Annotated in this window: 21 protein-coding genes; 6 read left to right on the top strand and 15 right to left on the bottom strand. The window is 73.3% G+C overall.

Going from position 1 to position 25,459, the window contains the following annotated elements:
* The first annotated feature begins 13 nt into the window (after positions 1–13).
* Positions 14–523: a hypothetical protein gene (locus tag ABFX46_RS03340; RefSeq protein ID WP_346039836.1), complete on the top strand. Its 510-nt coding sequence runs from the start codon at positions 14–16 to the stop codon at positions 521–523.
* On the opposite strand, the gene lysX is transcribed toward ABFX46_RS03340, so the two are convergent.
* Positions 520–3,831 (bottom strand): bifunctional lysylphosphatidylglycerol synthetase/lysine--tRNA ligase LysX, encoded by a 3,312-nt coding sequence (gene lysX, locus ABFX46_RS03335; RefSeq protein WP_346039835.1) that lies wholly within the window; start codon positions 3,829–3,831, stop codon positions 520–522. The two genes, ABFX46_RS03340 and lysX, sit on opposite strands and share 4 nt — an antisense overlap.
* 200 nt (positions 3,832–4,031) lie before the next feature.
* On the opposite strand from lysX, the gene ABFX46_RS03330 reads away from it, so the two are divergent.
* Genes ABFX46_RS03330 through ABFX46_RS03320 form a run of 3 tightly spaced genes read left to right on the top strand, consistent with a single transcriptional unit; the run spans position 4,032 to position 9,203 of the window.
* On the top strand, positions 4,032–6,002 hold the full coding sequence (locus ABFX46_RS03330; RefSeq protein ID WP_346039834.1) for a serine/threonine-protein kinase: 1,971 nt from the start codon (positions 4,032–4,034) through the stop codon (positions 6,000–6,002).
* Positions 6,002–7,723: a serine/threonine-protein kinase gene (locus tag ABFX46_RS03325; RefSeq protein WP_346039833.1), complete on the top strand. Its 1,722-nt coding sequence runs from the start codon at positions 6,002–6,004 to the stop codon at positions 7,721–7,723. Before ABFX46_RS03330 ends, ABFX46_RS03325 begins: the two co-directional genes overlap by 1 nt.
* A 22-nt stretch (positions 7,724–7,745) precedes the next feature.
* The gene (locus ABFX46_RS03320) at positions 7,746–9,203 is read left to right on the top strand and encodes a serine/threonine-protein kinase (protein ID WP_346039832.1); all 1,458 of its coding nucleotides are present in this window, start codon (positions 7,746–7,748) and stop codon (positions 9,201–9,203) included.
* On the opposite strand, the gene ABFX46_RS03315 is transcribed toward ABFX46_RS03320, so the two are convergent.
* From ABFX46_RS03315 to ABFX46_RS03280, 8 genes are all read right to left on the bottom strand, one after another.
* Positions 9,119–10,201, bottom strand: coding sequence for a DUF6114 domain-containing protein (locus ABFX46_RS03315; RefSeq protein ID WP_346039831.1), 1,083 nt, complete (start codon positions 10,199–10,201; stop codon positions 9,119–9,121). The genes ABFX46_RS03320 and ABFX46_RS03315 overlap by 85 nt on opposite strands.
* Positions 10,202–10,205: 4 nt before the next feature.
* Positions 10,206–10,799 carry a DUF6230 family protein gene (locus ABFX46_RS03310; protein WP_346039830.1) on the bottom strand — a complete coding sequence of 198 codons (594 nt, stop codon included), beginning with the start codon at positions 10,797–10,799 and terminating at the stop codon, positions 10,206–10,208.
* A gap of 313 nt (positions 10,800–11,112) precedes the next feature.
* On the bottom strand, positions 11,113–11,724 hold the full coding sequence (locus tag ABFX46_RS03305; RefSeq protein ID WP_346039829.1) for a response regulator: 612 nt from the start codon (positions 11,722–11,724) through the stop codon (positions 11,113–11,115).
* Positions 11,725–11,814: 90 nt separating this feature from the next.
* Positions 11,815–12,480 carry a response regulator gene (locus ABFX46_RS03300; RefSeq protein WP_346039828.1) on the bottom strand — a complete coding sequence of 222 codons (666 nt, stop codon included), beginning with the start codon at positions 12,478–12,480 and terminating at the stop codon, positions 11,815–11,817.
* Positions 12,477–13,778, bottom strand: a complete 1,302-nt coding sequence (locus ABFX46_RS03295) for a sensor histidine kinase (protein WP_346039827.1) — start codon at positions 13,776–13,778, stop codon at positions 12,477–12,479. Before ABFX46_RS03295 ends, ABFX46_RS03300 begins: the two co-directional genes overlap by 4 nt.
* Before the next feature lie 151 nt (positions 13,779–13,929).
* Positions 13,930–14,811, bottom strand: coding sequence for a cytochrome P450 (locus tag ABFX46_RS03290; protein ID WP_346039826.1), 882 nt, complete (start codon positions 14,809–14,811; stop codon positions 13,930–13,932).
* Positions 14,812–14,901: 90 nt separating this feature from the next.
* The gene (locus ABFX46_RS03285; RefSeq protein WP_346039825.1) at positions 14,902–15,549 is read right to left on the bottom strand and encodes a LuxR C-terminal-related transcriptional regulator; all 648 of its coding nucleotides are present in this window, start codon (positions 15,547–15,549) and stop codon (positions 14,902–14,904) included.
* Complete coding sequence (locus ABFX46_RS03280; RefSeq protein WP_346039824.1) at positions 15,546–16,376, bottom strand: sensor histidine kinase; 831 nt, start codon at positions 16,374–16,376, stop codon at positions 15,546–15,548. Before ABFX46_RS03280 ends, ABFX46_RS03285 begins: the two co-directional genes overlap by 4 nt.
* A 257-nt stretch (positions 16,377–16,633) precedes the next feature.
* On the opposite strand from ABFX46_RS03280, the gene ABFX46_RS03275 reads away from it, so the two are divergent.
* Positions 16,634–18,202, top strand: coding sequence for a Rieske 2Fe-2S domain-containing protein (locus ABFX46_RS03275; RefSeq protein ID WP_346039823.1), 1,569 nt, complete (start codon positions 16,634–16,636; stop codon positions 18,200–18,202).
* Positions 18,203–18,630: 428 nt separating this feature from the next.
* Positions 18,631–18,777, top strand: coding sequence for a hypothetical protein (locus tag ABFX46_RS03270; RefSeq protein ID WP_163060429.1), 147 nt, complete (start codon positions 18,631–18,633; stop codon positions 18,775–18,777).
* On the opposite strand, the gene ABFX46_RS03265 is transcribed toward ABFX46_RS03270, so the two are convergent.
* From ABFX46_RS03265 to ABFX46_RS03240, 6 genes are read right to left on the bottom strand one after another with little or no spacing between them, the layout of a single operon-like run.
* Positions 18,774–19,694, bottom strand: a complete 921-nt coding sequence (locus ABFX46_RS03265; protein ID WP_346039822.1) for a hypothetical protein — start codon at positions 19,692–19,694, stop codon at positions 18,774–18,776. The genes ABFX46_RS03270 and ABFX46_RS03265 overlap by 4 nt on opposite strands.
* A 25-nt stretch (positions 19,695–19,719) precedes the next feature.
* A complete protein-coding gene (locus tag ABFX46_RS03260; RefSeq protein ID WP_346039821.1) occupies positions 19,720–20,430 on the bottom strand; it encodes a sugar transferase in 711 nt (236 codons plus the stop codon).
* A 2-nt stretch (positions 20,431–20,432) separates the two neighbouring features.
* Positions 20,433–21,749 (bottom strand): lipopolysaccharide biosynthesis protein, encoded by a 1,317-nt coding sequence (locus tag ABFX46_RS03255; protein WP_346039820.1) that lies wholly within the window; start codon positions 21,747–21,749, stop codon positions 20,433–20,435.
* Positions 21,746–23,038: an O-antigen ligase family protein gene (locus tag ABFX46_RS03250; protein ID WP_346039819.1), complete on the bottom strand. Its 1,293-nt coding sequence runs from the start codon at positions 23,036–23,038 to the stop codon at positions 21,746–21,748. Before ABFX46_RS03250 ends, ABFX46_RS03255 begins: the two co-directional genes overlap by 4 nt.
* A complete protein-coding gene (locus tag ABFX46_RS03245) occupies positions 23,035–24,255 on the bottom strand; it encodes a glycosyltransferase (protein ID WP_346039818.1) in 1,221 nt (406 codons plus the stop codon). The genes ABFX46_RS03250 and ABFX46_RS03245 overlap by 4 nt, the downstream gene beginning before the upstream one ends.
* 10 nt (positions 24,256–24,265) lie before the next feature.
* Positions 24,266–25,459, bottom strand: coding sequence for an SDR family NAD(P)-dependent oxidoreductase (locus tag ABFX46_RS03240; RefSeq protein ID WP_346039817.1), 1,194 nt, complete (start codon positions 25,457–25,459; stop codon positions 24,266–24,268).

The following is a 25,459-nucleotide window of genomic DNA, read 5'->3' as shown; positions in this document are numbered from 1 at the left end:
GTACAAATGTCGTGTGACGGAGTGGGACGAGGAGGCGATGGCGCGGTTGCGGGCCGCCGTTCACGCGGGCCGCGGCGATGTCTCGGTGCTTCGCGGGCGTCCGCTCCGGCCGGTGCTCCAGTACGCCGGTGACCTTTTCGTGGCCGCCCTCTCCCAACCGCCCGCCGACGTCGGCCTTGCTCGCGCGTGCCTTGATGAGCTGCGCGAACGCGACCTTCCGGGGGATGCCGAGTTGGCCGCCGACCTCGCCGCCGCGCTGGGGGAGGGCTACGGCGAGCCGCTCGTCCCGCTGCCCGTCGATCTGGGTGCGGTGGCCGCCGCCTTGGAGGACGGCGAGCAGGTCCTCGACCTGGAGCGCGGCGACGTCCTGCATGCCACCGAAGTGCCGGACGACGAGTGCGAGGGGCGGCGGTGGCGGCCGATCCCGCCGGCCGTCCTGCCCGAGGGGGAGGACGCCCGGCGGGGCGCGGCGCGCAGGTGGCTCGCCGGGGAGGGGTACCGGCCCGTCCCGCGGCGCCTCTAGGAGCCGGGGCGCACCAGCGGGAACGGGATCGTCTCCCGGATGCTGCGCCCGGTCAGGGTGATCAGCAGCCGGTCGATGCCCATGCCCATGCCGCCGGCGGGCGGCATCGCGTACTCCAGGGCGCGCAGGAAGTCCTCGTCCAGCTCCATGGCCTCCGGGTCGCCGCCCGCGGCCTGCAGCGACTGCTCGGTGAGCCGCTGCCGCTGCAGGATCGGGTCGATCAGCTCGGAGTAGGCGGTGCCCAGTTCGAGGCCGAAGACGATCAGGTCCCACTTCTCCGCGAGGCGCGGGTCCGCGCGGTGGGGGCGGGTCAGCGGCGAGGTCTCGGCCGGGTAGTCGCGGACGAACGTCGGCGCCTTCAGCCCCTCCTCGACCAGCGCCTCGAACAGCTCCTGGACGATCTTGCCCTGCCCCCACTGCGGGTCGGCGTTCAGCCCGTGCCGCTCGGCGAACTTCCGCACGGCGGCCATCGGCGTGTCGGGCGTGACCTCCTCGCCGAGGGCCTTCGACACCGACTCGTAGACGGTGATCTCCTCCCAGGGCTCGGCGAGGTCGTACTCGACGCCGTCCCGGACGACGACGGTGGTGCCGAGGGCGGCGCGGGCCGCGTCGGTGACGAGGGAGCGGGTCAGCGCCGCCATCGTGTCGTAGTCGCCGTAGGGCTCGTACGCCTCCAGCATCGTGAACTCGGGGTTGTGCTTATGCGACACGCCCTCGTTGCGGAAGTTGCGGTTCAGCTCGAAGACCCGCCCGATGCCGCCGACCAGCAGGCGCTTCAGGTACAGCTCGGGCGCGATCCGCAGGTAGAGCTGCATGTTGTAGGCGTTGATGCGGGTGGTGAACGGCCGCGCGGTGGCGCCGCCGTGCACCGGCTGCAGCATCGGGGTCTCGACTTCGAGGTAGCCGCGCTCGCGCAGCCCGTCGCGGACGGCGGCGATGGCGTCGCCGCGCATCCGCAGCATCCGGCGGGACTCGTCGTTCACGATGAAGTCGACGTACCGCTGCCGGACGCGGGCCTCGGGGTCGGAGAGGCCGGAGCTCTTGTTCGGCAGCGGACGCAGGCACTTGGCCGCGAGCGTCCACGACGAGGCGAGCACCGACAGCTCCCCGCGCCGGGACGTGACGACCTCGCCGCGCACGCCCACCTGGTCGCCGAGGTCGATGAGGGTCTTCCAGTGCCGCAGCGACTCCTCGCCGACCGCGTCGGCGGTCAGCATGACCTGCAGGTCGTCGGTCTCGTCCCGCAGCGTGACGAAGATCAGCCGGCCGTGCTCGCGGGCCAGGACGACCCGTCCCGCGATCGCCACCGCGGCGCCGGTGCGGGTGTCGGGGGCGAGGCCGGGGAAGCGCGCGCGGATGTCGGCGGCGAAGTCGGTGCGCTCGCAGCCGAGCGCGTACGGCTCCATCCCGGCGGCGCGGATCTGGTCGAGCTTGGCGTGCCGGACCCGCTCCTGCTCCGACAGCCGCCGCTGCGGGGCGCGCGCCGCGTCCGCCGCCTCCTCGATCTCGTGGATCTTGTCGACGAGGTCGGTGGAGGGGACCATCGCGGCGGCCCGGTCCAGCTTCGGGCGGTTGAAGCTCGGCAGGAACCCCTCGGCCCGCGCGTAGGCGAGCCCGAGCCGGACGAGATGCCGCCCCTGCAGGTAGCAGATGAAGCGCGGGCGCCAGTGCGGCAGGTACTTGGCGTTCGACAGGTACAGCGATTCGAGCTGCCAGAACTTCGACGCGAACGACAGGAACCGGTAGTACAGCCGCGCGACCGGCCCGGCCCCTATCTGCGACCCGCGCTCGAACGCCGACCGCAGCATCGCGAAGTTCAGCGACAGCTGCTGCGCGCCGACCGCCGCGGCCTTCTCCGCCAGCTTGGCGACCATGTACTCGTTCAGGCCGTTCTCGGCGAGCCGGTCGCGGCGCATCAGGTCGAGCGACAGCCCGGCCCGCCCCCACGGGACGAAGCTGAGGAGCCCGCGCAACTCCCCGTGCGCGTCGAACGCCTCGACCATGACGCAGCGCCCGTCGGTGGGGTCGCCGAGGCGGCCGAGCGCCATGGAGAAGCCGCGCTCGGTCTCCTCGCCGCGCCAGGCGTCGGCGCTGCGGATCAGCTTGGCCATCTCCCAGCCGGGGATCTGCGAGTGCCGCCGGATCCGGATCGTGTACCCGGCCCGCTCGACCCGCCGGACCGCCTGCCGGACCTGCCGCATCTCGCGGCCGTCGAGGTTGAAGTCGGTGAGGTCGATGATCGCCTCGTCGCCGAGTTCGAGCGCGTCGAACCCGTGCCGCTTGTAGATGTGGGCGGCGCGCTCGCCGACGCTGACCGCGCCCGGGATCCACGCGTGCGCGCGGCACTCCTCCAGCCACGCCTCGATCGCCTGGTCCCATGATTCGGGATCGCCGAGCGGGTCGCCGCTGGCCAGCGAGACCGAACCCTCCACCCGGTAGGCGATGGCCGCCTTACCGTTCGGCGCGACCATGACGTCCTTGTCGCGGCGCAGCGCGAAGTAGCCGAGGGAGTCCTGGTCGCCGTACTCGGCGAGCAGGCCGCGCGCCGCGAGCTCCTCGCCGGGGGACAGGACGGGGTCGCGCCGGCCCGGCTTGAACAGCGCCCAGAACGTGACGATCAGCAGCCCGGTGCCGAGGCTCCACAGGATGGCGTCCACCCAGAACGGGACCGACACGTCGATCGGCTTGCCGGTGACGCGCGGCCCGAGGACGGTCTGGGAGATCGCGTAGAGCGGGTGCGTCCAGAAGTCGCCGCTTGAGTTCCGGTCGGTGACGGTGACCAGGAACGTGCCGATTCCGCAGGTCACGACCAGGAGGCTGGTGAAGACGATGGTGGCGAGCCGCCGGTTGGCGCGGTCGGGCAGCGTGGTGAACTGCCCCCGCGCGGAGATCAGCAGGCCGAGGACGGCGAGGTACACGCCGGCCGTGACGATCAGCCCCACGGGGGTGGGCATGTCCGGGTTGAACAGCGTCGTCAGGACGGCCGTGACGCCGAGCGCGGTGGGCAGGCAGAAGATCAGGACGAGGATCCGCCAGGCGGCCTTCTTGCGCCGCCGGACGCCCATCGACAGCAGGATCCACAGCAGCCCGATGGGGACGCTGGGGAACCAGCCGAGGTACCCGATCCAGCGCAGTGCCCAGATATCGGCTATCTCGAGGATGAGACCATAGGAGACCCACGCGAGCAGTGACAGGATCCCGGAGAGTCGGGTGTACCAGAAGAAGATCGTCGGAGCGGCCTGGACGAGCCGGTCCCACTCGCCCCGCAGACCGCCCCGCAGGCGGCCCTGCGGGCCTTTGTCGATCATGGTTCCCCGGTCCGGACGCGGCACGTCCCTCGCTGGTATGGCGCTCTCCTTTTTACCGGGTGTCACGTCGACCACGCTTTCGTCCGCCCGCGGCCGCCCGGCGGCGAACCTGCGGGCCGGGCCGGACGTCGTACGGGTAGGGGGATGTGGCTTGCAAGCTCGGTCCAAGGTTGTCAGCAAAAGTCGATATGGTCGCGGATATGCCAAATGAACCCACCGGTGAGCGGTTGCTCGCCCGCCGCTACCGCCTGGTGACCCAGGTCGGCCGGGGCGGCATGGGGACGGTCTGGCAGGCGCACGATGAGGTCCTCGGTCGTGACGTTGCGGTGAAGGAGGTCATCCTCCCGCATGGTCTCACCGATGAGGAACGCGCCGTGCACCACAAGCGCACGTTCCGTGAGGCCCGCACCGCCGCGCGGCTCGGCCACCCCGGCGTCGTGACGGTCTACGACGTCGTCGAGGAGGACGACCGCCCCTGGATCATCATGGAGCTGATCAAGGCCCGCTCCCTGGACCAGGTGATCAAGCAGGACGGCCCGCTGGAGCCGCGCCGCGCCGCCGAGATCGGCCGGCAGATGCTCGCCGCGCTGCACGCCGCGCACGGCGCCGGCGTCCTGCACCGCGACGTGAAGCCGAGCAACGTGCTGATCACCGGCACGGGGCGGATGGGCGAGCGGGCCGTGCTCACCGACTTCGGCATCGCGACCGCGGCCGGTGACGCCACCCTCACCCAGACCGGGCTGGTGATGGGCTCCCCCGCCTACATCGCGCCCGAGCGCGCGCGGGGCCGCGTCGCCGGCCCGGCGTCCGACCTGTGGTCGCTCGGCGTCACCCTGTACGCGATGCTGCACGGCAGGTCGCCGTTCGAGCGGCCCGAGCCGATGGCGGCACTGGTCGCGGTGATCTCCGAGGAGCCGGACCCGCCGGAGAAGGGCGGCCGGCTCGTCCCGGTCATCGAGGGGCTGCTGCGCAAGAACCCCGACCAGCGGATGGACGCGATCGAGGCCGGCGCGCTGCTGGACGACATCGTCCGCCAGGAGACCGTCGACACCCAGCGCACGATGGCCGTCGAGTTCTCGATGGACGAGCTCCCCGGCCCCCAGACCACCGCCCGCGACTCCTCCTACCGGTCGCAGCCGTACGCGGAGGCGTACGCCGAGCCGTACCCGGAGACCTACGCGCCCGACCAGCCGCTCCCGGAGGAGATGGACGACTCCGGCGGCGGCCCCGGCGTGCCCGAGACCGGCGCGCCGGCGGCCGATCCCGAGGCCCGCCCCGACCAGCTGACCAGCCTGGACCTCCCCACCGGCAAGGCGCGCAAAGCGGCCGCGGCGAACCCCGCCGAGACCGCGCCCGACCCCGACCGCGTCAGTTCGTGGCGCCCGGGTCCGCGCACCGAGCCGGCCGGGGCCGTCCGGCACGGCCGCGAGCGGGCGCCCGAGCCGGGGCCGGCCACGCACTTCCCGCCGACCACGCACCCGGCCGCGCGGCCCGCGCTGGCCGCCAACCGGAACGTGCTGATCGTCGCCGCGATCGTCCTGATCATCATCGTGGTCGTCGCGGGCATCGCCCTCGCCAACGGCGGGGGCGGCGAGAAGGACAAGAAGGCCCGCACGGAGGGCGCCACCGCCCCCGCCGCGTCCGCGACGCCGAGCGCCGAGCAGAGCACGGCGGCCAGTGCCTCGCCGAGCACGCTGGCCGGCGGGTCGCTGCCCGCCGGGTTCACCATGCACGACGACCCGAGCGGCTACTCGGTGCCCGTCCCCGCGGGCTGGACCGGGCCCGAGCGCAAGCAGGGCGGCGACTTCTTCTACTCGCCCGACCGCCGGGCCTACCTCCAGATCGACCAGACCGACGACCCGGGCGACAGCGCGATCGACGACTGGCGGCGGCAGGAGCGCGGCGGCAGCGGCTTCCCCGGCTACAAGAAGATCAGGATCGCGCCGACCGGCGACCACCCGCCCGTCCCCGACACCGGCGACGGCGACGACTCGGCCGACTGGGAGTTCACCTACAAGGGCGACGGGGGAAGGGTGCACATCCTCAACCGCGGGTTCGTGTCAGGCGACCACGGCTACGCCATCCTCCTGCGCGCCCCCGACGACGCCTGGAGCAAGCTGTTCGCCGACCTGCAGCCGGTCTACCGGTTCTTCAAGCCCGCGGACGAGTGATGGACGGCCGCCTCCTCGCCGGCAGGTACCGGCTCGAATCCGTCGTCGGACGCGGCGGCATGGGCACGGTGTGGCGCGCCCTCGACGAGACCCTCGACCGCGAGGTCGCGGTCAAGGAGGTCGTGCTGCCCGCCGGGCTGAGCGACGACGAGCGCGAGAACCGGCACCGCCGGACGCTCCGCGAGGCCCGCGCGTCGGCGCGGCTGAACCATCCGGGCGTCGTGACCGTACACGACGTCGTGGACGAGGACGACCGGCCGTGGATCGTCATGGAGCTGGTGCGGGCCCGTTCCCTCCAGGACATCGTGGACGAGGACGGGCCGCTCCCGCCCGGCCGCGTCGCGGTGATCGGGCGGCAGATCGCGGGCGCGCTGCGGGCGGCGCACGCGATCGGCATCCTGCACCGCGACGTCAAGCCCGCGAACGTGCTGGTGGCGGACGGCGACCGGGCCGTCCTCACCGACTTCGGCATCGCGCAGATGGCCGGGGACGCGACGCTCACCGGCACCGGGCTGATCATGGGGTCGCCCGCGTACATGTCGCCGGAGCGGGTGAACGGCGACCCCGCGATCCCGGCGTCCGACCTGTGGGCGCTCGGCGCGACCCTCTACGCGGCGACCGAGGGCAAGGCGCCGCACCACCGCAGCGACGCGATGGCCGTCCTCGCGGCCGTGATGACGCAGGACGTCCCGCCGCCGAAGAACGCGGGGCCGCTCGCGCCCGTTCTCACCGGGCTGCTGGAGCGCGACCCGGTCCGGCGGCTCAGCGGCGACCAGGCGGAGGAGGCGCTGAAGGCGGTCGCGTCCGGGCACGCCGCGAACCTGGCCGCCGCGCAGCTCGCGGCGGGCCAGGCGACGGCGGTCGACGGTCCCGCCGCCGCGACCGGGGCCGTACCGCCGCAGCAGTCCGTTCCCGTCCCGCCGCCGCCCCCGGCCGGGGGCATGACCGCGGCCTTCCCTCCGGGCACTGGCCAGCAGTGGACGCCCGGATACACGGCGCCCGGACACCCGGCGCCCGGATACGCGCAGTCTCCGCCGCCGCCCCGGAAGCGGTCGCCGATCCTGCCGATCCTCGGCGGCGTCGCCGCGGCGGCGGTGATCCTGGCGGTCGCCGGGGCCGTGTTCTGGGTGAACCGGCCCTCGTCCAAGGAGACGAACGCCGCGCAGTCGCCCACCACCGCGGCCCAGCAGTCCACGCCCGCCGCTCAGAACACGCGGCCGGGCAGCTCGGCGCCGTCCTCGTCCGCGGCGTCCCCGCCCCCGCCGGCCCGGGCGCCCCTGCCCGCGGGCCTCACCCCGGGGACCGGCCCCGGATTCACGATCGGCGTCCCGCCCGGGTGGCGGCGCTCCGAACAGGGCAACAGCGTCATCTGGACCGACCCCGCCTCCACCGCTTACATTCAGGTCGACCAGACGGTCTGGGCCGGTGATCCCTACGACCACTGGCTGGGCTGGGAGCGGGAGGCCATCGCGGACGGCAAGCTGAAGGGCTACCGGCGGGTCGGGGAGATCACCCGCACGGAGGCCGCCGGACATCCGGCCGCCGACATCGAGTTCACCTGGATCCGGAGCACGGGCACCACCCGGGCCCGGGACCGGGGCGTGATCGTCGACGGCCGGCCGTACGCGATCGTGGTGGCCGTTCCCGCGTCCCAGTGGAATGAGAGAGAGCCGCTCGTGAAGAATGTGCTCGACACGTTCCGTCCCTCCGGGGTGGGATGACCAATGGGGGGACTCTTCCGACATGACACAGGCACGCCTGCTCGGTAACCGCTACCGGCTGGACTCGGTGGTCGGCCGGGGCGGTATGGGCACCGTGTGGCGCGCCCGCGACGTCATGCTCGACCGCGAGGTCGCGGTGAAGGAGGTCGTGTTCCCGCCGGGCCTGAACGACGACGAGATCGGCGTCCTGTACGAGCGGACGTTCCGGGAGGCGCGGGCCTCGGCGCGGCTGAACCACTCCGGCGTCGTCACCGTCCACGACGTCGTGCAGGAGGCCGGCCGGCCCTGGATCGTGATGGAGCTGGTCCTCGCCCCGTCCCTGCAGGACATCATCGAGCGCGGCCCGATGGACCACCGCAGGGTGGCCGACATCGGCCTGCAGATGCTCACCGCGCTCCGGCACGCCCACGAGAAGGGCATCCTGCACCGCGACGTCAAGCCCAGCAACGTGCTGATCACCGACTCCGGCCGGGTGGTGCTCACCGACTTCGGCATCGCGCAGGTCGAGGGCGACGCGACGCTCACGCAGACGGGCCTGGTCATGGGGTCGCCCGCCTACATCCCGCCCGAGCGGGCGCAGGGCGAGCGGGCCGTGCCCGCGTCCGACCTGTGGGCGCTCGGCGCGACGCTGTACGCGGCGGTCGAGGGCCGGTCCCCCTACGAGCGGTCGGACGCGATGTCGTCGCTGCAGGCCGCGCTGACCGAGCCGGTCCCGCCGGCCCGGAACGCGGGGCCGCTCGCACCGGTGCTGGACGGTCTGCTGGCGCGCCAGCCGGTGCACCGGATGACCGCCGTGCAGGCGGAACCCCTGCTCACCCGTGTCGCGGCCATGCCGCCGCCCCGGCCCGCGGCGCCGCCCGTGCCGCAGCGGTTCACGCCGCCGAGCCGGACCGTGCTGGACGAGCCGTCCGTCCGCCGTGCGCCGCCGGTCCGCACCGACGAGGCCGCGGAGACCGTCCTGGACCCGTCCGAGCTCGGCGTGGTCACCCGGCAGGACCGCGAGGCCGTGACGCGCCTCGACGCCGACGACCTCAGCCCGGTGACCCGGCGCGACCCCGGCGGTGCCGGCGAGCGGGACGGCGGCTTCGCCGACCGCAACGGCTCGTACCGCCCGCCGACCGCGCGGCCCGGCCAGGACCGCGAGCCCCGCACGCTGCTGGAGACCGAGTGGGCGCCGCCGCCCGCCCGGCAGGCCGATCCGCCGCGGACGTCCCCGCCGTGGGAGCAGCCGCGGCACTACCCGAGCTGGCAGCAGCAGTCGCAGACGCAGCCGCCGGTCCGGGCGGGCGGGGAGCGCCGCAGGACGGTGCTGGTCGTCACGATCGCGGTCGTCCTGGTCGTGGCGGCGGTGCTGCTGGGCGCGTTCATCCTGCGCGGCAAGCTCCAGACGGACGCTCAGGCGATGGCGAGCCCGGTGATCTGCGCGCCGTTCGCGGTGACGGAGGGCTGCTCGGACACCACGTCCGTCATCACCATGTAGGGCAGCGTCAGCGGCGGCGGGCTCTCCGGCGTGAACGTCAGCGGGATCCCGAGCAGCTTGGACGACATCTTCGTCGTGTACATGACGACGTCGCCGGTCAGCGTGAGGTTGGGGGTCCGCGTCCGGACGGTGGTCCCGCCGCGCGTGACGCTCTGGTTCACGTTCTTCAGGACGGCCTTGGACATGGTGAACTTCAGCGCCTTCACCGTCCCGCTCGCCGAGGACAGGGACGCGACGCCGTCATAGCTGAGCCCCGACATCGTCAGGGAGTCGGCCCGCAGCGTCCCCGAGTCGCTGTAGATGCGGGTGCCCGAAGCGGCCGCCTTGCTCTTCGCGGCGCAGGCGGGGTCCTTGCTCGACGTCAAGTCCTGGAGGAGTTTCCGAGCCTCGTCCTGCGAGAGCGCGGACGCGTTGGCGGGGACGGCCGGGCACTTTTGCTCCGCCGTGGCGCTGGGCGTGGGCGCCGGGGTGGCGGCCGGGCTGGGCGAGACCGCCGGTGACGGCGCGGCCGTGGTTGTGGGTGTGGGCGTCGGGCTGAGCAGGTGGAAGCCCAGCAGGGCGGGAAGCGCGATCGCGGTCAGGCGCCCGCCGCGCTGCGCCGCGTGGGCGCCCGTCCCGCCGCGCTCCCGGCCGCGCGGGGCGGTGGCCGGGGCGGGGGACCAGGCGAAGCCGAGCGCGCCGCCGACCAGGCCCAGCAGCAGTCCCAAGAAGAACCCGCCGAAGTTGGACGTGAGGAACGACGCCAGCGACAGCAGCACGGCGAGGACGCCGTAGAAGCTGCGCTGGGCGGGCTGCGTCCACATCAGCACGCCGGTCGTGACGAGCAGCGCGCCGATCAGCCAGCTCGCCACCCCGGCCATGCCCTGGTGGACGACGAGCGGCATCGGCGCGAGCGGGATCGCGATCAGCTCCAGGCCGCCGAGGACGGCGAACGCGCCGCCCCAGAAGGGGCGCGTCCGCCGCCAGCGGCGAAACCCGTGCGGTTCGGCTGGGTTCATGGCCTCAGAAGCACTCGTCGCCGAGCTTCATGCTGAGGTCGCTCAGCTTGAAGGTGCCGGCGGTGGTCGCCCACGCGACCTGCTTGACGTTGGTCAGCTCGATCTTGGACGCCTGCTGGCCGAACATGCCGGCCGTGCCCTGGGCGCCCTTCGGGCCCTTGTTCAGGGTGCTGGCGTCCCGGCCGATCTCGATGTTGGAGAACGTGGCGTCGGCGTTGAGCTGCTCCACGTCCAGGACGAGGTCGGTGGCCTCGACGGGCTTGGCCCCCGTCCCTGCGGTGAGCCGCAGCGTGAACGGGCCGACCTTCACCGACTGGCACATGTTGCGGATCTGCGCGGACTTGATGCCGGAGACCTGCACCGGGTGCTTGGACCCGTCCTTGCTCGCGTCGACGCCGCCGTACTGGACGAAGCCCGTCCCGGTGAGGGAGTCGGCGCTGACCTTGAAGCTGCCGCCGGACACGGCGAAGGACGAGGCGATCGCGCCCTGCGCGGTCATGAACATCAGCGCGCCGGCGCCGAGCGCGGCGGGCGCGGCGATGGCGGCGAACCGCTTCCAGCGGACGCGGCCGACGGCGGGGTCGGGGGAGTCGGTCATGGGGGTCTGCTCCTGGGGGTCGTGACGGTGTGTGCAAGTTACTACCAAGTACTTACTTGCGACAAACCGGATCAAGGGGTTGAAAGGTAAAGGATCTGAGCGATTGACCTGCGGAGTCTCTTGAATCGACTGTCAATAGCGTCGGCAGGGCTCAACTACTATCAACTACCAAGCGTGATCGTCACGGGCCATAGATCCCGGATCGCGGAGGCCGAAGGTCCCGAACCGGGACGCTCCCGAGAGCGCGCGAAGGGCGCGCGAAGGGCGCGCGGAAAACGCGACCGGAGGCCGCCGGCGGGCCGCCGGGCGGGGGTCAGGTTCCGGCGGAGAAGGCGTCCAGGGCGAGGCGCAGTTCGCCGACGTGCTCGCCGAGCGCGTCGGCCGGCTCGCCGGACCGCAGCCGGGCGACGTCGTCCTCCACCTTGGCGAGCCGCTCGTCGAGGGCGGCCAGCAGCCGCTCGCAGCCCGCGAGGGCGCTCCCGGCGTCGTCCCCGCCGAGCGTGCTGCGCAGCAGCCTCGCCTGCTGCCTGAGTTCGGTGTTGCGGCGGTGCAGGTCGACGAACACCGACACCTTCGCGCGCAGCAGCCACGGGTCGAACGGCTTCGTCAGGTAGTCGACGGCCCCCGCCGCGTACCCCCGGTACGCCTGCTCCCCGGCGCCGCCGCCCGCGGTGAGGAAGATGATCGGGATGTCGCGGGTCCGCGGCCGGGCCTTGATGTGCTCGGCGGTCTCGAACCCGTCCATCTCCGGCATCACGACGTCCAGCAGGATCAGCGCGAAGTCGTCGTTGAGGAGCTCTTTCAGCGCCGCCTGCCCGGACGTGACGGGCACGACCTCCACCGGCATCGCGTCGAGCACGGCCGCGAGGGCGGTCAGGTTCTCCTCGCGGTCGTCGACGGCCAGGATCCTCGTGTCGTTCGGCACCGGACTCCTCAACGTCGATGGCGGTGTGCGTTCCGTCCAGCCTGTCATGTCACTGCCAACGGCAACAGCAAATCGCCGCAGAGTAAATTTCTATGGCAGCCAGCCGGGTTTGACCAGTCCCGACTCATAGGCGAACACGACGAGCTGGGCGCGGTCGCGGGCGCCGAGCTTCACCATCGTGCGGCTGACGTGCGTTTTCGCGGTCGCGGGGCTCACCACGAGGCGGGCGGCGATCTCCTCGTTCGACAGGCCCTCTCCGACAAGCGCCATGACCTCCCGCTCGCGGTCGGTCAGGGCGTTCAGCCGCGGCGAGGGGGCCGGCTCCTTGGCCCGCGCGGCGAACTCGGCGATGAGCCGCCTGGTCACGCTGGGGGAGAGCAGCGCGTCCCCGTCCGCGACCGCCCGGACGGCGTGCAGCAGCTCCACCGGCTCGGTGTCCTTCACCAGGAACCCGCTCGCGCCGCCGCGCAGCGCCTCGAACACGTACTCGTCCAGCTCGAACGTGGTCAAGATCACGATCTTCACGCCGTCGAGCCGCTCGTCGGAGGCGATCCGCCGGGTCGCGGCGAGGCCGTCCAGGCCCGGCATGCGGATGTCCATCAGGATGACGTCGGGACGCAGCCGGCGCGCCTGCGCCACCGCCTCCTCGCCGTCGCTCGCCTCACCGGCGACCTCGATGTCGGGCTGCGCGTCCAGCAGCGCCCGGAACCCGGCCCGGACGAGCACCTGGTCGTCCGCCAGCACCACCTTGATCATCGCGCATCGCCTCCAGCGGGGTCGGTCTCCTCGTCGAGGGGGAGCGCGGCCCGGACCCGGAACCCGCCGCCCGGGCGCGGCCCGGCCTCGAACGTCCCGCCGAGCGCGGCGGCCCGCTCGCGCATGCCGCGGATGCCGCTGCCGCCCGGCCGGTCGTCCAGCAGGGGCGCGCCCCGCCCGTCGTCCTCGACCAGCACCACGACCTCGTGCTCACCGTAGGCGATGCGGACCCGCGCCGTCACCGGGCCGGGACCAGCATGGCGGGTCACGTTCGTCAGCGACTCCTGGACGATCCGGAACGCGGCGAGGTCGGTGCCCGCGTGCAGCGGCCGCCGCCGCCCGGTGGTCTCGGCGTCGACCGCCAGCCCGGCGGAGCGGGCCCGGTCGAGCAGGTCGTCCAGCCGGTCGAGCCCGGCGGTCGGCGCGCGCGGCGCGGTCTCGCCCTGGGAGCGCAGCGCGCCGATCACCCCGCGCATCTCGGTGAGCGCCTCCTTGCTCGCCTCCTTGATCGCGGCGAGCGCCGTCCGCGCCTGCTCGGGGTTCTGGTCGATGAGGTGCAGCGCCACGCCCGCCTGCACGTTGATCATCGAGATGTTGTGCGCGAGGACGTCGTGCAGCTCGCGGGCCATCCGCAGCCGCTCCTCGCTGGCCTGCCGGCGCTCCTCCTCGGCCCGGGTCCGCGCGGTCTCGGCGGCCCGCTGCGCCCGCATCCTGATCAGCTCCGAGGTGACCAGCACCACCAGCGCCCACCCGACGACGAAGCTCGACCCGCCGAGCGTCGGCTCCTCCACCGGGAACGGCCCGTCCTGCCCGCGCTCGGCCGCCGGGACGCCGATCAGCGCGGTGAGGGCGAAGAACGCCGCGAGCCCGGCGGCCGTCCCCGCCCAGGTCACCAGCCGGTGCCCGGACACGATCGCCGCCATCATCGCGACCGCCAGCGCGAGCGGCGCGGGGCCGTAGGTGTAGGCGCGCAGGAAGTACAGCGCCGTCACGGCCGCGGTGGCGCACACCGTGAACACCGGATGCCGGCGCCGCAGCAGCAGCAGGGCGGGCCCGGCGAGCAGCAGCGCGAAGCCGAGCGCGTCGAGGTCGGTGTGCCCGATCTCGGCGGGGCCGCCGTCCCCGCGCTCCCATGGCGGGCCGCCGGACCCCCCGTCCGGGCCGGGCCCGCCGTGCTGCGCGCCCAGCGACCCGGCGACCTGGAAGAACGCGACCAGGAGCGGGACGACCCACACCGGCCACGTGCCGGGCCGCGGCCACTGCGGTCGGCCCTGGACGGGCGGCGGTGAGGTGCTCATGCCTGCACGTTAAGTCATCGGACCCGGGCGCCACGTCGGCCGCAGGAAGTCACCGCCCGTACTCCCCGGGAGGTATCCGCCAGTCCGTTGACTTGCGGCGTGTTGTTGTTTTGAGGGCGTCCATAACAACAACACGCCGCAGGTCAACGAATCAGGGGGTCCAGCGGACGGGGAGGTGGGCGAAGCCGTGGCGGGTGCTGGAGCGCAGCGGTACCGGCTCGCCCGCCGGCTCCGGCAGCCCGGGGCGTTCGAGCAGCGCGACGAGCAGGGCGCGCAGGTGCGTGCGCGCCAGCCGGGCGCCCAGGCAGGCCCGGTACCCGAACCCGAAGCACAGGTGCGGGCGCCCGGCGTTGAGGAAGCGCTCCGGGGCGAAGCGTCCGGGGTCGGGGAAGACCTCGTCGTCGTGGTTGGCGGAGGCGAGCCACAGCATCACCTGCTCGCCGGCCAGCAGCGGCACGCCGCCGATCGTCGTCCCGCGCTGCACGGTCCGCCACACCTGGAGGACCGGCGTCCACCAGCGCAGCATCTCCTCCACGGCGCTGTCGACGAGCCTCTCGTCGGCCTGCCCGTCCCGCAGCCGGGCGTACTCGGCGGGGTGGCGCAGCAGCGCGTACAGGCCGCCCGCGAGGGTGTTGCGGAGCGTCTCGGGCAGCTCCCGCGCGACGTCGCCGACGAAGTCGACCGGCTCGCGGGACGGGATGCGGGCGAGCATGGCCCGCGCGGGCGGGTCCATGTCGATGAGGGCCGCGCCGCCGGGCGCCGGGGGCGGCAGGTCGCCGCTGACCGGGCCGTGCAGGACGCCGTCCGGCTCCGGGGCGAACAGGGTGGGGTGGGTGAGGGCGTGCCGGACGTCGCAGTAGCGCAGCACGGCCCACGCGCCGGACCGGCCCGCCCCGCGCCCGTCGAGCCACATGACCGGCGTCCGCGACCGGAGCCGTTCGAGCCGGCCGTGCGGGACCCCGCGGGCGTAGGCGTCAGCGCGGCCGAGGGCCCCGGCGCCGGAGACGGGTGACGCGCCTCGCCGGTGAGGCATGGGGGAACCTCCTCTCCGAGGCAGACGCTAACGCGTCCCGGCCGAACCCTGAAGGGCCGGATTCGGCCGTCCCCGCGCCCGGATGGCGCGTCAGCCGGCGAGCCACTCCCCGGTTTCGACGCTGACCAGGCCGTGCCGGGCCGCCTCGATCACCGCCTCCCGCTGCGAGTGCACGCCCAGCTTGGACAGGACGCTCTGCACGTGGCTGCGCGCCGTGCTGCGCGTCACCCCCATCGCCTTGGCGAGCGCCTGCGTGGACTCGCCGCGCGCCAGCCGCGTCAGGACCTCCCGCTCGCGCGGCGTGAGGAACTGCGCGACCTTCTGCGCGCGGCTGCGCGGGCGGGCGCCGCCGCGCAGCGCCGCCTGGTCGGCGACGACCTCGCCGGCCGCGACGCGGCGCAGCACGCCGAGGATGTCGCCCGCCTGCTGCCCCTTGTGCGCGAAGCCCCGCACGCCCGCCGCGACGCCCGCGTCCAGGACGTGCTGCTCCAGGAAGCCGGTCAGCACGACGAACCTCGTGCGCGGGGACGCGGCGCGCAGCCGCGGCATCCAGTCGAGCGCGGTGCCGGACGGGAACCGCAGGTCGATCAGGCACGCGTCGGGCTGCCCGGCCCGCAGCACGGGCAGCGCGTCGGCGGGGGAGTAGACCACCCCGACGACGCTGTGCCCGGCGTCCGCCAGGACCAGCGACAGCGACTCGGCGAAGACCGCGTGGTCGTCGCAGATGACCATTCTCATGGATGGGGCCGCCAGTCGTCGGTGTAGGCGTCGGCGCCGATGCCGCGGGGGACGAGGTCGGTCGGGGGCGGCGCCGCCGGCAGCAGCATCCGGACCCGCGCCCCGCCCATCTCGCAGGTGCGGATCTCCAGGCTGCCGCCGTAGCCGGAGATGAGGTCGTGGACGATGCCGAGCCCGAGCGAGGCGAGGCCGGGCCGCGCCTGCCCGCGCGCCGGGCCGCCCGGCCGCGCGCCGGCGCCGAAGCCGGGGCCGTCGTCGTCGACCTGGATGGCGATCCAGCCCTGGTCGGCCTCGACCCGCACGTCGACCCGCCCCTCGGCGACGCGGCACGCGTTGTCGAGGACGTTGCGGACGGCGCGCCACAGCGCGACCGGGTCCATGTGGGCCCACGCCTCGCACCCGGTGAAGCACACCTCGTGCGGGGTCGCGAGCCGCATGCCGGTGACGACCTCGGCGGTCAGCTCGTCGACCCGGAGCCGCTCGGGGCCGGGCAGCGGCCGGGCGCCGCCGTCGTCCCCGGCGTCCTCTTCGTCGAGCCGGCGCAGCAGGTGGTCGAGCCACCGGGTCTCGCCCAGCAGCTGGTCGATGCGGGCCCGGCTGGTGTCGCCGACGTCCTCGGCGACGACGACGGCCGAGGCCAGCATGATGATGGTGCCCAGCTCGTGGCGGATGTCGTGGCGGAGCCGGCGCCGCCACAGCACCTGCTCGCCGCGTCCGGACGCCGCCGGCCGGTCCCGCTCCCCGCCGCGCGCGGACGCGAGCGTCACCGCGCCCGCCGCGCCGTCCGCCGCGCCGTCCGCCGGGGACGACCGAGCCCCGTTGTTCATGAAGACCCCCGTCTGCTATTCCAGCACCCCATAGACGGTCGCTCGGTGTCCCGGCGTATGTCCAGTCAATTGGCCGCAACAGACCGCCGCCTGTCCAGAAGTGGACATGCACAACGCAATGTGAACTCCGGCCTTTGTCGGAGCGTCCCAGTCAGGATTGTCAGTTCCGTCCATGACATTTCTTTCATGCCGGTGGCGTAGCCGCTTTGCGCATTCCGGCGGGTGTGCCTGCGGGCACCGCGAGGGACAGTCTCCCCATGCCGACGGTCACATTTCTCGGACATGCGGGGGTGGCGGTGGACGCGACCGCGTTCCACCTGCTCGCGGACCCGTGGCTCGCTCCAGCGGGGGCCTTTCTCGGAGCCTGGCACCAGTATCCGAGGAACGATCATCTGGATCTCGCCCCGATCCTCGACGCCGACTGGGTCGCCGTCTCGCACGAGCATCTAGATCATTTCGACCCGTGGGTGCTGGACCGCCTTCCGGCGCGGACCAGAATCCTCATTCCGTGTTATCCCGGACCCGCCTTCCGGGAACGCATCACGGCCGCCGCGGGTGGCCGCCAGGTAATCGAGGTCGAACCCTGGCGGAAATTCCCGCTGGACAATCGCGGGTCCTGGATCACCGTGATTCCGGAACTGTCGCCAATGTGCCACGATGCCGCCTTTCTCGTCGTGGCGGACGGCCGCGGCATCCTGCACTGCAACGACGCCCGGCTCACCGCCGCGCAGGCCCGCCGCGCCAAGCACCTCGCGGGCGGCCGGCTCGACCTGATGGCCCTGCAGACGTCCGGGGCGTCCTGGCACCCGATCTGCTACGAGTACCCGCCCGCGGAGATGGCGAAGGTCTCCATGGCCAAGCGGATCTCCAAGCTCCGCGCGGCGCAGCGCCTCGTCCGGCAGACCGAGCCGGAGCTGGCCGTCCCCTTCGCGGGGCCGCCCTGCTTCCTGGACGCCGAGGTCGACCACCTCAACTGGGTGCTCGACCAGGCCGACGGCGCGTTCTGCGACCCGGAGGTCTCCACCGCGTGGCTGCGCGAGCACCTGCCGAGGCAGCGCTGGGACTACTTCAAGCCCGGCGACGCCGTCGACCTGGACACCGGCGAGATCACCCGCGACCCGGTGTCGGCCGAGTTCTCCTTCGCCGACGCCGACCGCGCGGACTACCTCAAGCGGTACGCCGCCGACCGCGCGCCCGCCATCGCGGACGTCGTCGCCGAGTACCCGGAGCCGGGCCCCGACCTGTTCGACCGGTTCAAGGCCCACTTCACCTACCTCGGCGGGCTCAGCGACTACTTCAACCGGCAGATCGCCATGACCGTCCGGTTCGACGTCACCGGCCCGAACGGCGGCGTCTGGGACGTCGACTTCTCCGCCGCCGGCCTCACCGTGGCGGCCGCGTCCCCCGACGTCCGCCCGCACTACCGGATCACCACCGCAGGCCGCTGGCTGGACGGCGTCCTCACCGGCCGGATGGCCTGGGAGGACCTCCTCATCTCGTTCCGCCTCAGCCTCTACCGCGACCCCGACGTCTACAACGACTACCTGGTCGGCCTGCTCAAGCACGCCAACGCGCCCGCCCTGCAGGCCGTCGAGGCGTACGAGACCGGACGGGACGAGTCCGAGCGCATCACCGTCGCCTGCGGCGGCGACCGCTACGACATCCCCCGCTACTGCCCCCACGCAGGCGAAGACCTCTCCGTCGGCGCCGTCGTCCGCGACGGCCAAATCCACTGCCTAGCCCACAACTTCGCCTTCGACCTGGCCACCGGCGAATGCATCAACGCGAGAGCCGCCAACCTGACGAGCAAAAAGCTGACGCAGTGACCCCCCACAGCCACCCCCCCACGTTGACCTGCGGCGTGTTGTTGTTATGGGCGGCCGCATAACAACAACACGCCGCAGGTCAACGGGATCGACTCCCGTTGCCGGCCGGGCGGTGGTCATGTCTTCGCCGGTTTGTGGCCGTGTGCGGGGGTGGCGGTGTCGCTGCGGTCGCCCGGCTCGGCGGGTCGGGCGGCCTCCGGGCGCATAGCTCCCTCTGGGTGCAGAGGTCCCTTCGGGGGCAGAGGTCCCTCTGGGGGCAGGGCGCTCTCTGGGCGGCTGACTCGTGCTCCGGTGGCTGAATAGTGGTGTTGATTGTTGTAACGGGGCGGTTGCAGGTGGTGTGGACGAGGTCGTTGTCGGACGGGTGATAGATCATCTTGTGGTAGGCTTGACCTGCGTTTTCTGGGGGTTTGATAGGGGTGCGGGGCTTGGACCGCAAGAAGCTCGGCCTGTTGGCCGTCGCGTTCGTTCTCGTTGTCGCCGTAATGGAAATCGCGGCTCTGAAGGTCGGCTCGTTCGACTTTCCGCTGCCGTCCAGTTCGCAGCCGGCCATCGCCGACAAGGCGGGCGGTTAGCCGCGCGTGTTGCGGGCCCGCATCAGGGTCTGCAGGTCGGGGTGGGCGCCGCCGGTCGCGTCGGCGAGGGTGGGGCAGGCCCACCGGTCCTGGCGGCCCCAGGAGTAGGAGATCTCCAGTTGGGGGCGCGGCGCGAGCCGGTCCCAGCGGGCGAGGATCGCGCGGAACTGGGCCTGCGTCGGCAGCCAGTACTGCTTGTCGCCCTTGGTGCAGCTCTGCCCGAACGTCTGCAGGACGGGCGCGATCCTGGTGCGCGGGACGCCGGCGGCGTCGGCCATCCGGACCATCCGGTCGATCGCCCCGATGTCGCAGCGCTCGCGGGCCTCGGACGACCCCTTGCACGGGTACGGGTCGAGGCCGACGAGGTCGACGCCGACGCGTTTCGGGGCGAGGGGCTTCATCGGCCAGTCCGTGAGGGAGATGAACGAGACCTGGCCCGGCGCGTTCTGCCTGATGTAGGCGGCGCGGCGGCGGATCTCGCCCGCGACCCCGGGGCAGTCGCCGGTGTTCGGCTCGTCCGACAGGTACCAGCCGTAGACCCTCGGGTCGTGCCCGAACTGCCGGACGGCCCGCTGGAACGCGTCCCAGTCGAGTTCGAAGTCGCCGCAGGTGAAGTTGCCGACCCACAGGAGCGCCTGCATCCCGGCGGGCACGCCGGCGACGAGGGCGGCGTCCGGTTTGACGTCCACCAGGTCGTAGCCGAGGGCCTTGAGCCGCGGGTAGTCGGCGGGCTGGGTGTTGAGCGCGATGCGCCGGGTCTTGTGGGGTTCGGCGGCGGGCGAGCCCGGTGTCGCGAGCGGCCCCTGGTACGGCTGGTAGCCGGACGTCCTGTGCTGCAGGTAGAGGAGGAATCCGGCCACCAGGACGACCGCGGCCGCGACCGCCGACAGCTTGAACCGGGCGTCCCGGATGTCCATGGTCTGCTCCCCGATGGCGGGCGGGTCAGGCGGCGGAGCCGGGCTCCTCGGCGGGGCGCGCCGGCGCCTCCCCGGAGATCCGCAGCGGCGGGATCGGGATGCCGAGGATGTGCTTGACGGTGTCCCAGAGCGCGCCGAACGTGGCGCGCATCGACGGATCGCGCAGGTAGACGGCGTCGACGGCGACGCGGGCGGGGACGATCCGCTCGATGTAGTTGACGAGGTCGACCTCCTCGCCGGGGCCGAGGACGTCGAAGTCGCGGAACCGGACCTCGGAGACCCCGGTCAGGCCGGGCCGGTGGTCGAAGATCCACCGGCAGTCCGCCGCGTAGTGCTCGGCGAGGTCGTAGGTCTCCGGGCGCGGCCCGACGAGGGTCATCTGGCCGCGCAGCACGTTCACCAGCTGCGGCAGCTCGTCCAGCGACCACTGGCGCAGCAGCTTGCCGACCTTGGTGAGGCGCGGGTCGCAGTTGGCGGTGACGGTGAGGCCGCCGACGCCCTGCCGCATCGTCCGGAACTTGTACATGGTGAACGGCCGCCCGCCCTGCCCGACCCGCCGCTGCCGGAACACGCCGGGGCCGGGGCTGGACAGCCGCACCAGCACGTAGATGAGCACCAGCGGGACGCTGAGGAGCAGCAGCCCGGTGAGCGCCCCGGCGACGTCCAGCACGCGGCGCGGCCGGGACGGGGGGACGCCGTCGGACGGGTCGACGGGACGGTTCGCGAGCTCGGACATGGTCACTCCTTGCCGTGGAGTGCGGGGGGTTCGGGTGCGGTGTTCTTGACGCGCTGGAACCAGACCAGCAGCGCGGCCGTGGTCGCGACGAACGAGAGGGACGTGGCGACGGCCGCGCCGATCGCGCCGTGCGCCGGGATGAGGACGGCGCCGAGCACGACGACGACCACCAGGCCGATGCCCTGCCCGGTGGACGCGGCGCCGGGCCGCCCGACCCCGTAGAGGTAGGCCATGACGAGCCCGGTCACGCCGAACGTGACGACGCCGGCGAGCCGGATGTAGGTGGGCACGACCGCGTCGTCGAACACGTCCCCGAAGATCCACGGCAGCGCGGTCCCGGCGATGAGCGCGAGCGGCAGCGCGGCCAGCGCCGAGACGGCCAGCGCGGGCAGGATCAGGCGGGACGTCCGCTTCGTCGCGGTCTCCCGGTCCTCCTTCGCGAAGTCGGGGTACAGGACGTAGTTGACCGCGAGACCCGGCAGCTGCACCAGCTCGGCGAACTTGCTCGCGACCGTGTAGACGCCGAGCACCTTCGGGCCGGCGAGCGCGCCGAGCAGCGCCATGTCGAAGCGGAGCTGCAGCAGGTCGATGAGCTGGCCGAGGTAGCCGCGGAACCCGTACCCGGCGATGGAGCGGCCGAGCCGCCGGTCGGCGCGGCCCCAGCCGGCGAAGAACCCGCGGCGGGCGAGCCGCCGCGCGATCCACGCGGCGGCGGCGACGTCGGCGAGCACGAGCCCGGTGATGAGCGCGCCGGGCCCGTACCAGCCGGTCAGGATCACCAGGTAGATCGGCAGGAACACGAACTCCTCGACGGCGATGGCGAGGCTCGCGCCCGGCTGGTCGTCGGTCCCCTGGAGGAGGCCCTTGCCGACCGACACGAAGCCCTGGGTGAAGGACGGCGCGGCGGCGGCGATCGTGACCCAGATCCCGAACGACTTGAAGAACACCATGTAGAAGAGGGGGGTGAGGGCCAGCCAGGCGATCCCGGAGATCGTCGCGCCGATCACGGTGAGCCAGGCGAGGGTGGGCCGCACCCGGCTCTGGTCGTAGTCGGACGAGCGGGCGAGGAAGAACGGCGCGGCGCCGGGCAGGCCCGCGCTGGACAGCTGGCACAGCAGCCCCGGCAGGATCCGGACGAGCGTGAACGCGCCGACGAGCTTCGGCCCGCCGATCCGCGCGACGAGGATCGTGGCGATGCCGAGCGAGCCGAGCGCTCCGATCCGTCCGGCCATGTTGCCCGCGACGAGCGCGAGCAGCCGGCGCCGGAGCCGGGACTCCTGCGCGGGCGCGACCGCGGCCGGGGACTGCGTGCCGGTCATGCCGCCTCCTTCCGTCCGAACAGGTCGAGGGCGGCGATGAGCCCGAAGAACGCCCAGCCGTGGCGGTAGTGGAGGGTCTCGTAGAAGAGCCCGGAGACGAGGAAGACGGCGACGAGGGCGCCGAACAGCTCGGGCCGCGGGACGAGCCGCGCGTACTCGCCGGTCAGGACGCCCCGGCGGGCGATCCGCACGCACTTCAGCAGCAGGACGAACACCAGCGTGATGAGCGCGACGCCCCCGAGGAAGCCGCGTTCGAGAACGGACGCCACGTAGTCGTTGTGGGCCTCGCGGACATAGGTCTCCTGCCGCACCAGCATCTGCCCCTCGGTCTGGCCGGGTCCGATGCCCCACGGGTGCGTCTGGTCGTCGATCATCTGGAGGGTGGTGGCGAGGACGGTGCTGCGCGAGTTGGTGCTCTCCCCGGTCGTCCGCCCGATGGAGTCGCGCAGGATCGGGGACGCCTCGCTGGCCCGGTCCAGGAACGGCTGGACGTTCACCGCCGAGACGACCGCGACGGCGCCGCCGCCCACGAACACGGCGAGCGCGCCGACCGCGATGGCGTGGTGCGCCTTGCCCTCGCGGAACAGCCGGAACAGGTAGCCGAGCAGGATCGCGACGCACAGCGCGAGCAGTCCGCCGTTCGACCCGGTCAGGACCTCGGCGGCCAGCAGGACCCCGCAGACCGCCCACCTCTTCCAGGCCGTATCGGGGAAGCGGCTCGCGCGCGCGATGAAGAAGACGCAGATGAACCAGTTGGACGCGTAGTTCGCGTCGCCGAACGTGAACATCGCGCGCTCGCCGTCGATCTGCTTGCCCGACAGCGCCTCGATCCCCAGCACGAAGCCGACGATCATGACGATGGCGTAGAACGTCCCGATCCACACGAACGCCCGGAGCGCGACCTTCAGCAGGGACGGGTCGCGGCCGAAGTTCGCGATGCCCACCGCCCACAGGAGCACGAACAGGTCCTTGACGAGGGTGAGCGCGCCCGCGTCGTTGACGACGGCCGCGATGCCGCCCGCGATGATCGTCAGCAGCGTCGGGATGAGGAACGGCCACCGGACCGGCAGCCGCCGGGTCCCCGCCCACAGCAGCATCGCCGCGGTGACGCCGACGAGCGCGACGTCGGGCAGCGCGGTGTTGCCCGGTCCCGGCGCCAGCCCGGCCGGCATCAGCATCGGCAGCGAGGCGATGCCGGCGACGATCACCACGGCGGGCAGCCGCGTCCGCCGCTTCAGGGGCGCCGGCGCGTGCGGGGCCTCGCCGGATGCGGTCAGGGTCGCGGTCATGGGCGTGCGGAGCTCCCCCGGTAGGTCTCGTCGAGGACGGTCCCGAGGTGCGCGGGCGAGAACCACGCGCCGACGCGGGCGCGGGCGCGCTCGGCCATCCGGGCGGCGGCGGCCGGGTCGTCCAGCAGCGCCGACACCGCCGCGGCGAGCCCCTCCGGGTCCTCCGGCCGGACGAGCATGCCCGTCTCACCGGCGAGCACGAGGTCCTGGTTGGACGGGACGGCCGTCGCGACCAGCGGGATCCCCGCCCCGATCGCCTCGACCAGCACGCACGGGAGCCCCTCCCACCGGCTCGCCATCGCCATCACGTCGAACGCGGGCAGCACGTCGGCGACGTCGTCGCGGTGCCCGAGCCAGCGCATCCGCTCGGCGATGCCGAGCTTGGCGGTGAGCTTCTCCAGCTCGTCCGCCATCGGGCCGCCGCCGACCCACAGGCCGAACACGTCGTCCGGCAGCCGCGCGACGGCCTTCGCGAAGACCTCCGGGCCCTTCTGGAACGTCAGCCGCCCGATCGACCCGACGACCTTCACGCCGAGCGGCAGGTCGAGGCGGCGGCGGGCCTGCGCGCGGGAGCCGGGCGCGGTCGCGTAGGCGTCGACGTCCACGGCCGGCCACGACAGCCGCACCCGCTCCGGCGTCGTCAGCCCGAGCCGCAGCGCCGTCGTCACCGTCTCCGACCCGATCGCGAGGAACGCGTCGGTGCGCTTGGCGGCGATCCGTTCGAGACCTATATATACGCGCCGCCGCGCGAACGACTGGAACTCGTTGAACGGGAACCCGTGCCAGGTGTGCACGATGCGCGGCACCCCGGCGCGGGCCGCCGCGACCCGGCCGATCACGCCGCCCTTCGCGCTGTGGGTGTGGACGACGTCGTACCGCCCGTCGGCCAGGACCCGCGTCAGCGTGCGCAGCGCGGCCAGGTCGTCGCGCGGCGAGATCTGCGGCACCAGCGGCCCCACCTGGACGATCTCCATCCCGGCCGCGTGCGCCCGCGGAGTGAGGTCACCGGCGGCGGCGTTCGCGACGGCATCGTCCCCATAGAGGACGCTGTTTCTCGTGGACGCTGCCGTGCTGTCCATGCCGACGCCGCCGGTGACGATCGCGCGCTCGTAGTCGCCGTCCGGGAGGGCCAGCGCGCCGTTCAGCGCGACCTGCCCGGCCCCGCCGTTGAAGCGGGTGATCACCGTGGCGACTCTGAGCTTCCTCGTGGTACTCAACTGGCACACCTCACAGGCCGGGCGGGTCGGGGCTGCACCCCGTGCCGCAGAGCCGGGGCGGTTCGGGCGGCGGGGGCTCGGCGGGGCCGGGCCGCCGGACCGGGTGGTACTCGGGGAGCAGCCGGCGCAGCAGCAGCCGCACCGCGTCGCCGTCGCCCGCGCCGGCCGCGGTCTCCAGCTCGTCCAGCAGCTGCGGGAGCCCGGCGGGCGGCGCGGCGGGACGGGTCGCCCAGATCTTCGGGTGCGCGGTGCGGATCCGCCGCTCGGAGTCGGCGAACGCCTTCTCCGCGAGCTTCTCGCCGGGCCCGAGCCCGCTGAACCGGATCGTCACCTCGGGCAGCCGCAGCTGCTCGGCGTACCGGTGGACGAGGTCGACGACCGGGACGGGGCGGCCCATGTCGAGGACGAACGTCTCCGCCTCCTCCGCCATCGCCGCCGCCTCGATCAGCAGCCCCGCCGCCTCCTGCACGGTCATGAAGTGGCGCGCCACCTCGGGGTGGGTGATCGTGACGACCTCGCCGGAGGAGATGCGGTGCGCGAGCAGGCTCAGCAGCGGGCCCGCCTCGCCGATCACGTTGCCGACCCGGACGGCGGCGAAGCAGGTCGGGCCGGGCGTCGCCGTCCGCAGCAGCAGCTCCCCGAGCCGCATCGTCGCGCCGAACACCGACGTCGGGTCGGCGGCCTTGTCGGACGAGACGAACACGACCCGCTCCACGCCGTGCCGCACCGCCGCGTCGATCACGTGCCGGGTGCCGAGGACGTTGTGCGCGGCGCCCCGGCACGGATCGCGCTCGACCGCCGCCAGCTCGTTGCGGCCCGCCGTGTGGAACAGCAGGTCGGGGCGGGCCGCCGCGATGGCCGCGTCGACGCGCCGCTCGTCGCGGACGTCGGCCTCGGCGAGCGCGACGCCGTCCAGCTCGGCGTCCAGCTCGCTCTCCAGGCGCCGCAGGCCGTCGCCGTCGCGGTCGAGCAGGGTCAGCGCGGCCGGTTCGAGCCGTCCGACCTGGTGGCAGAGGGCGCGGCCGACCGTCCCGCACGCGCCGGTGACCAGCACGCGCCGGCCGCGGACCAGCCGCCGCCCCCGATGCCGCGCCATGACCACCTCGTCCCGCCCCATCAGCAGGGCGAGCGGGCTGGCGGCGCCGGAGGCCGCCGGGACCGGCGCGGTGGTCCCGGGACGGCGGCGCGGCATGAACCTCCGCAC

Origin of the sequence: Actinomadura chokoriensis, assembly GCF_039529475.1 — a bacterium.
Taxonomy (GTDB): Bacteria; Actinomycetota; Actinomycetes; order Streptosporangiales; family Streptosporangiaceae; genus Spirillospora; species Spirillospora bangladeshensis.
The sequence above is the reverse complement of the archived record's forward strand: the minus strand, read 5'-3'. Positions and strand labels throughout refer to the sequence as shown.

What these genes read in the sequence shown, in the direction of transcription:
- lysX (WP_346039835.1), bottom strand. Translation starts at nt 3,831, where the DNA reads ATGATCGACAAAGGCCCGCAGGGCCGCCTGCGGGGCGGTCTGCGGGGC.
- ABFX46_RS03330 (WP_346039834.1), top strand. Translation starts at nt 4,032, where the DNA reads ATGCCAAATGAACCCACCGGTGAGCGGTTGCTCGCCCGCCGCTACCGC.
- ABFX46_RS03325 (WP_346039833.1), top strand. Translation starts at nt 6,002, where the DNA reads ATGGACGGCCGCCTCCTCGCCGGCAGGTACCGGCTCGAATCCGTCGTC.
- ABFX46_RS03320 (WP_346039832.1), top strand. Translation starts at nt 7,746, where the DNA reads ATGACACAGGCACGCCTGCTCGGTAACCGCTACCGGCTGGACTCGGTG.
- ABFX46_RS03315 (WP_346039831.1), bottom strand. Translation starts at nt 10,201, where the DNA reads ATGAACCCAGCCGAACCGCACGGGTTTCGCCGCTGGCGGCGGACGCGC.
- ABFX46_RS03310 (WP_346039830.1), bottom strand. Translation starts at nt 10,799, where the DNA reads ATGACCGACTCCCCCGACCCCGCCGTCGGCCGCGTCCGCTGGAAGCGG.
- ABFX46_RS03300 (WP_346039828.1), bottom strand. Translation starts at nt 12,480, where the DNA reads ATGATCAAGGTGGTGCTGGCGGACGACCAGGTGCTCGTCCGGGCCGGG.
- ABFX46_RS03295 (WP_346039827.1), bottom strand. Translation starts at nt 13,778, where the DNA reads ATGAGCACCTCACCGCCGCCCGTCCAGGGCCGACCGCAGTGGCCGCGG.
- ABFX46_RS03290 (WP_346039826.1), bottom strand. Translation starts at nt 14,811, where the DNA reads ATGCCTCACCGGCGAGGCGCGTCACCCGTCTCCGGCGCCGGGGCCCTC.
- ABFX46_RS03285 (WP_346039825.1), bottom strand. Translation starts at nt 15,549, where the DNA reads ATGAGAATGGTCATCTGCGACGACCACGCGGTCTTCGCCGAGTCGCTG.
- ABFX46_RS03280 (WP_346039824.1), bottom strand. Translation starts at nt 16,376, where the DNA reads ATGAACAACGGGGCTCGGTCGTCCCCGGCGGACGGCGCGGCGGACGGC.
- ABFX46_RS03275 (WP_346039823.1), top strand. Translation starts at nt 16,634, where the DNA reads ATGCCGACGGTCACATTTCTCGGACATGCGGGGGTGGCGGTGGACGCG.
- ABFX46_RS03265 (WP_346039822.1), bottom strand. Translation starts at nt 19,694, where the DNA reads ATGGACATCCGGGACGCCCGGTTCAAGCTGTCGGCGGTCGCGGCCGCG.
- ABFX46_RS03260 (WP_346039821.1), bottom strand. Translation starts at nt 20,430, where the DNA reads ATGTCCGAGCTCGCGAACCGTCCCGTCGACCCGTCCGACGGCGTCCCC.
- ABFX46_RS03255 (WP_346039820.1), bottom strand. Translation starts at nt 21,749, where the DNA reads ATGACCGGCACGCAGTCCCCGGCCGCGGTCGCGCCCGCGCAGGAGTCC.
- ABFX46_RS03250 (WP_346039819.1), bottom strand. Translation starts at nt 23,038, where the DNA reads ATGACCGCGACCCTGACCGCATCCGGCGAGGCCCCGCACGCGCCGGCG.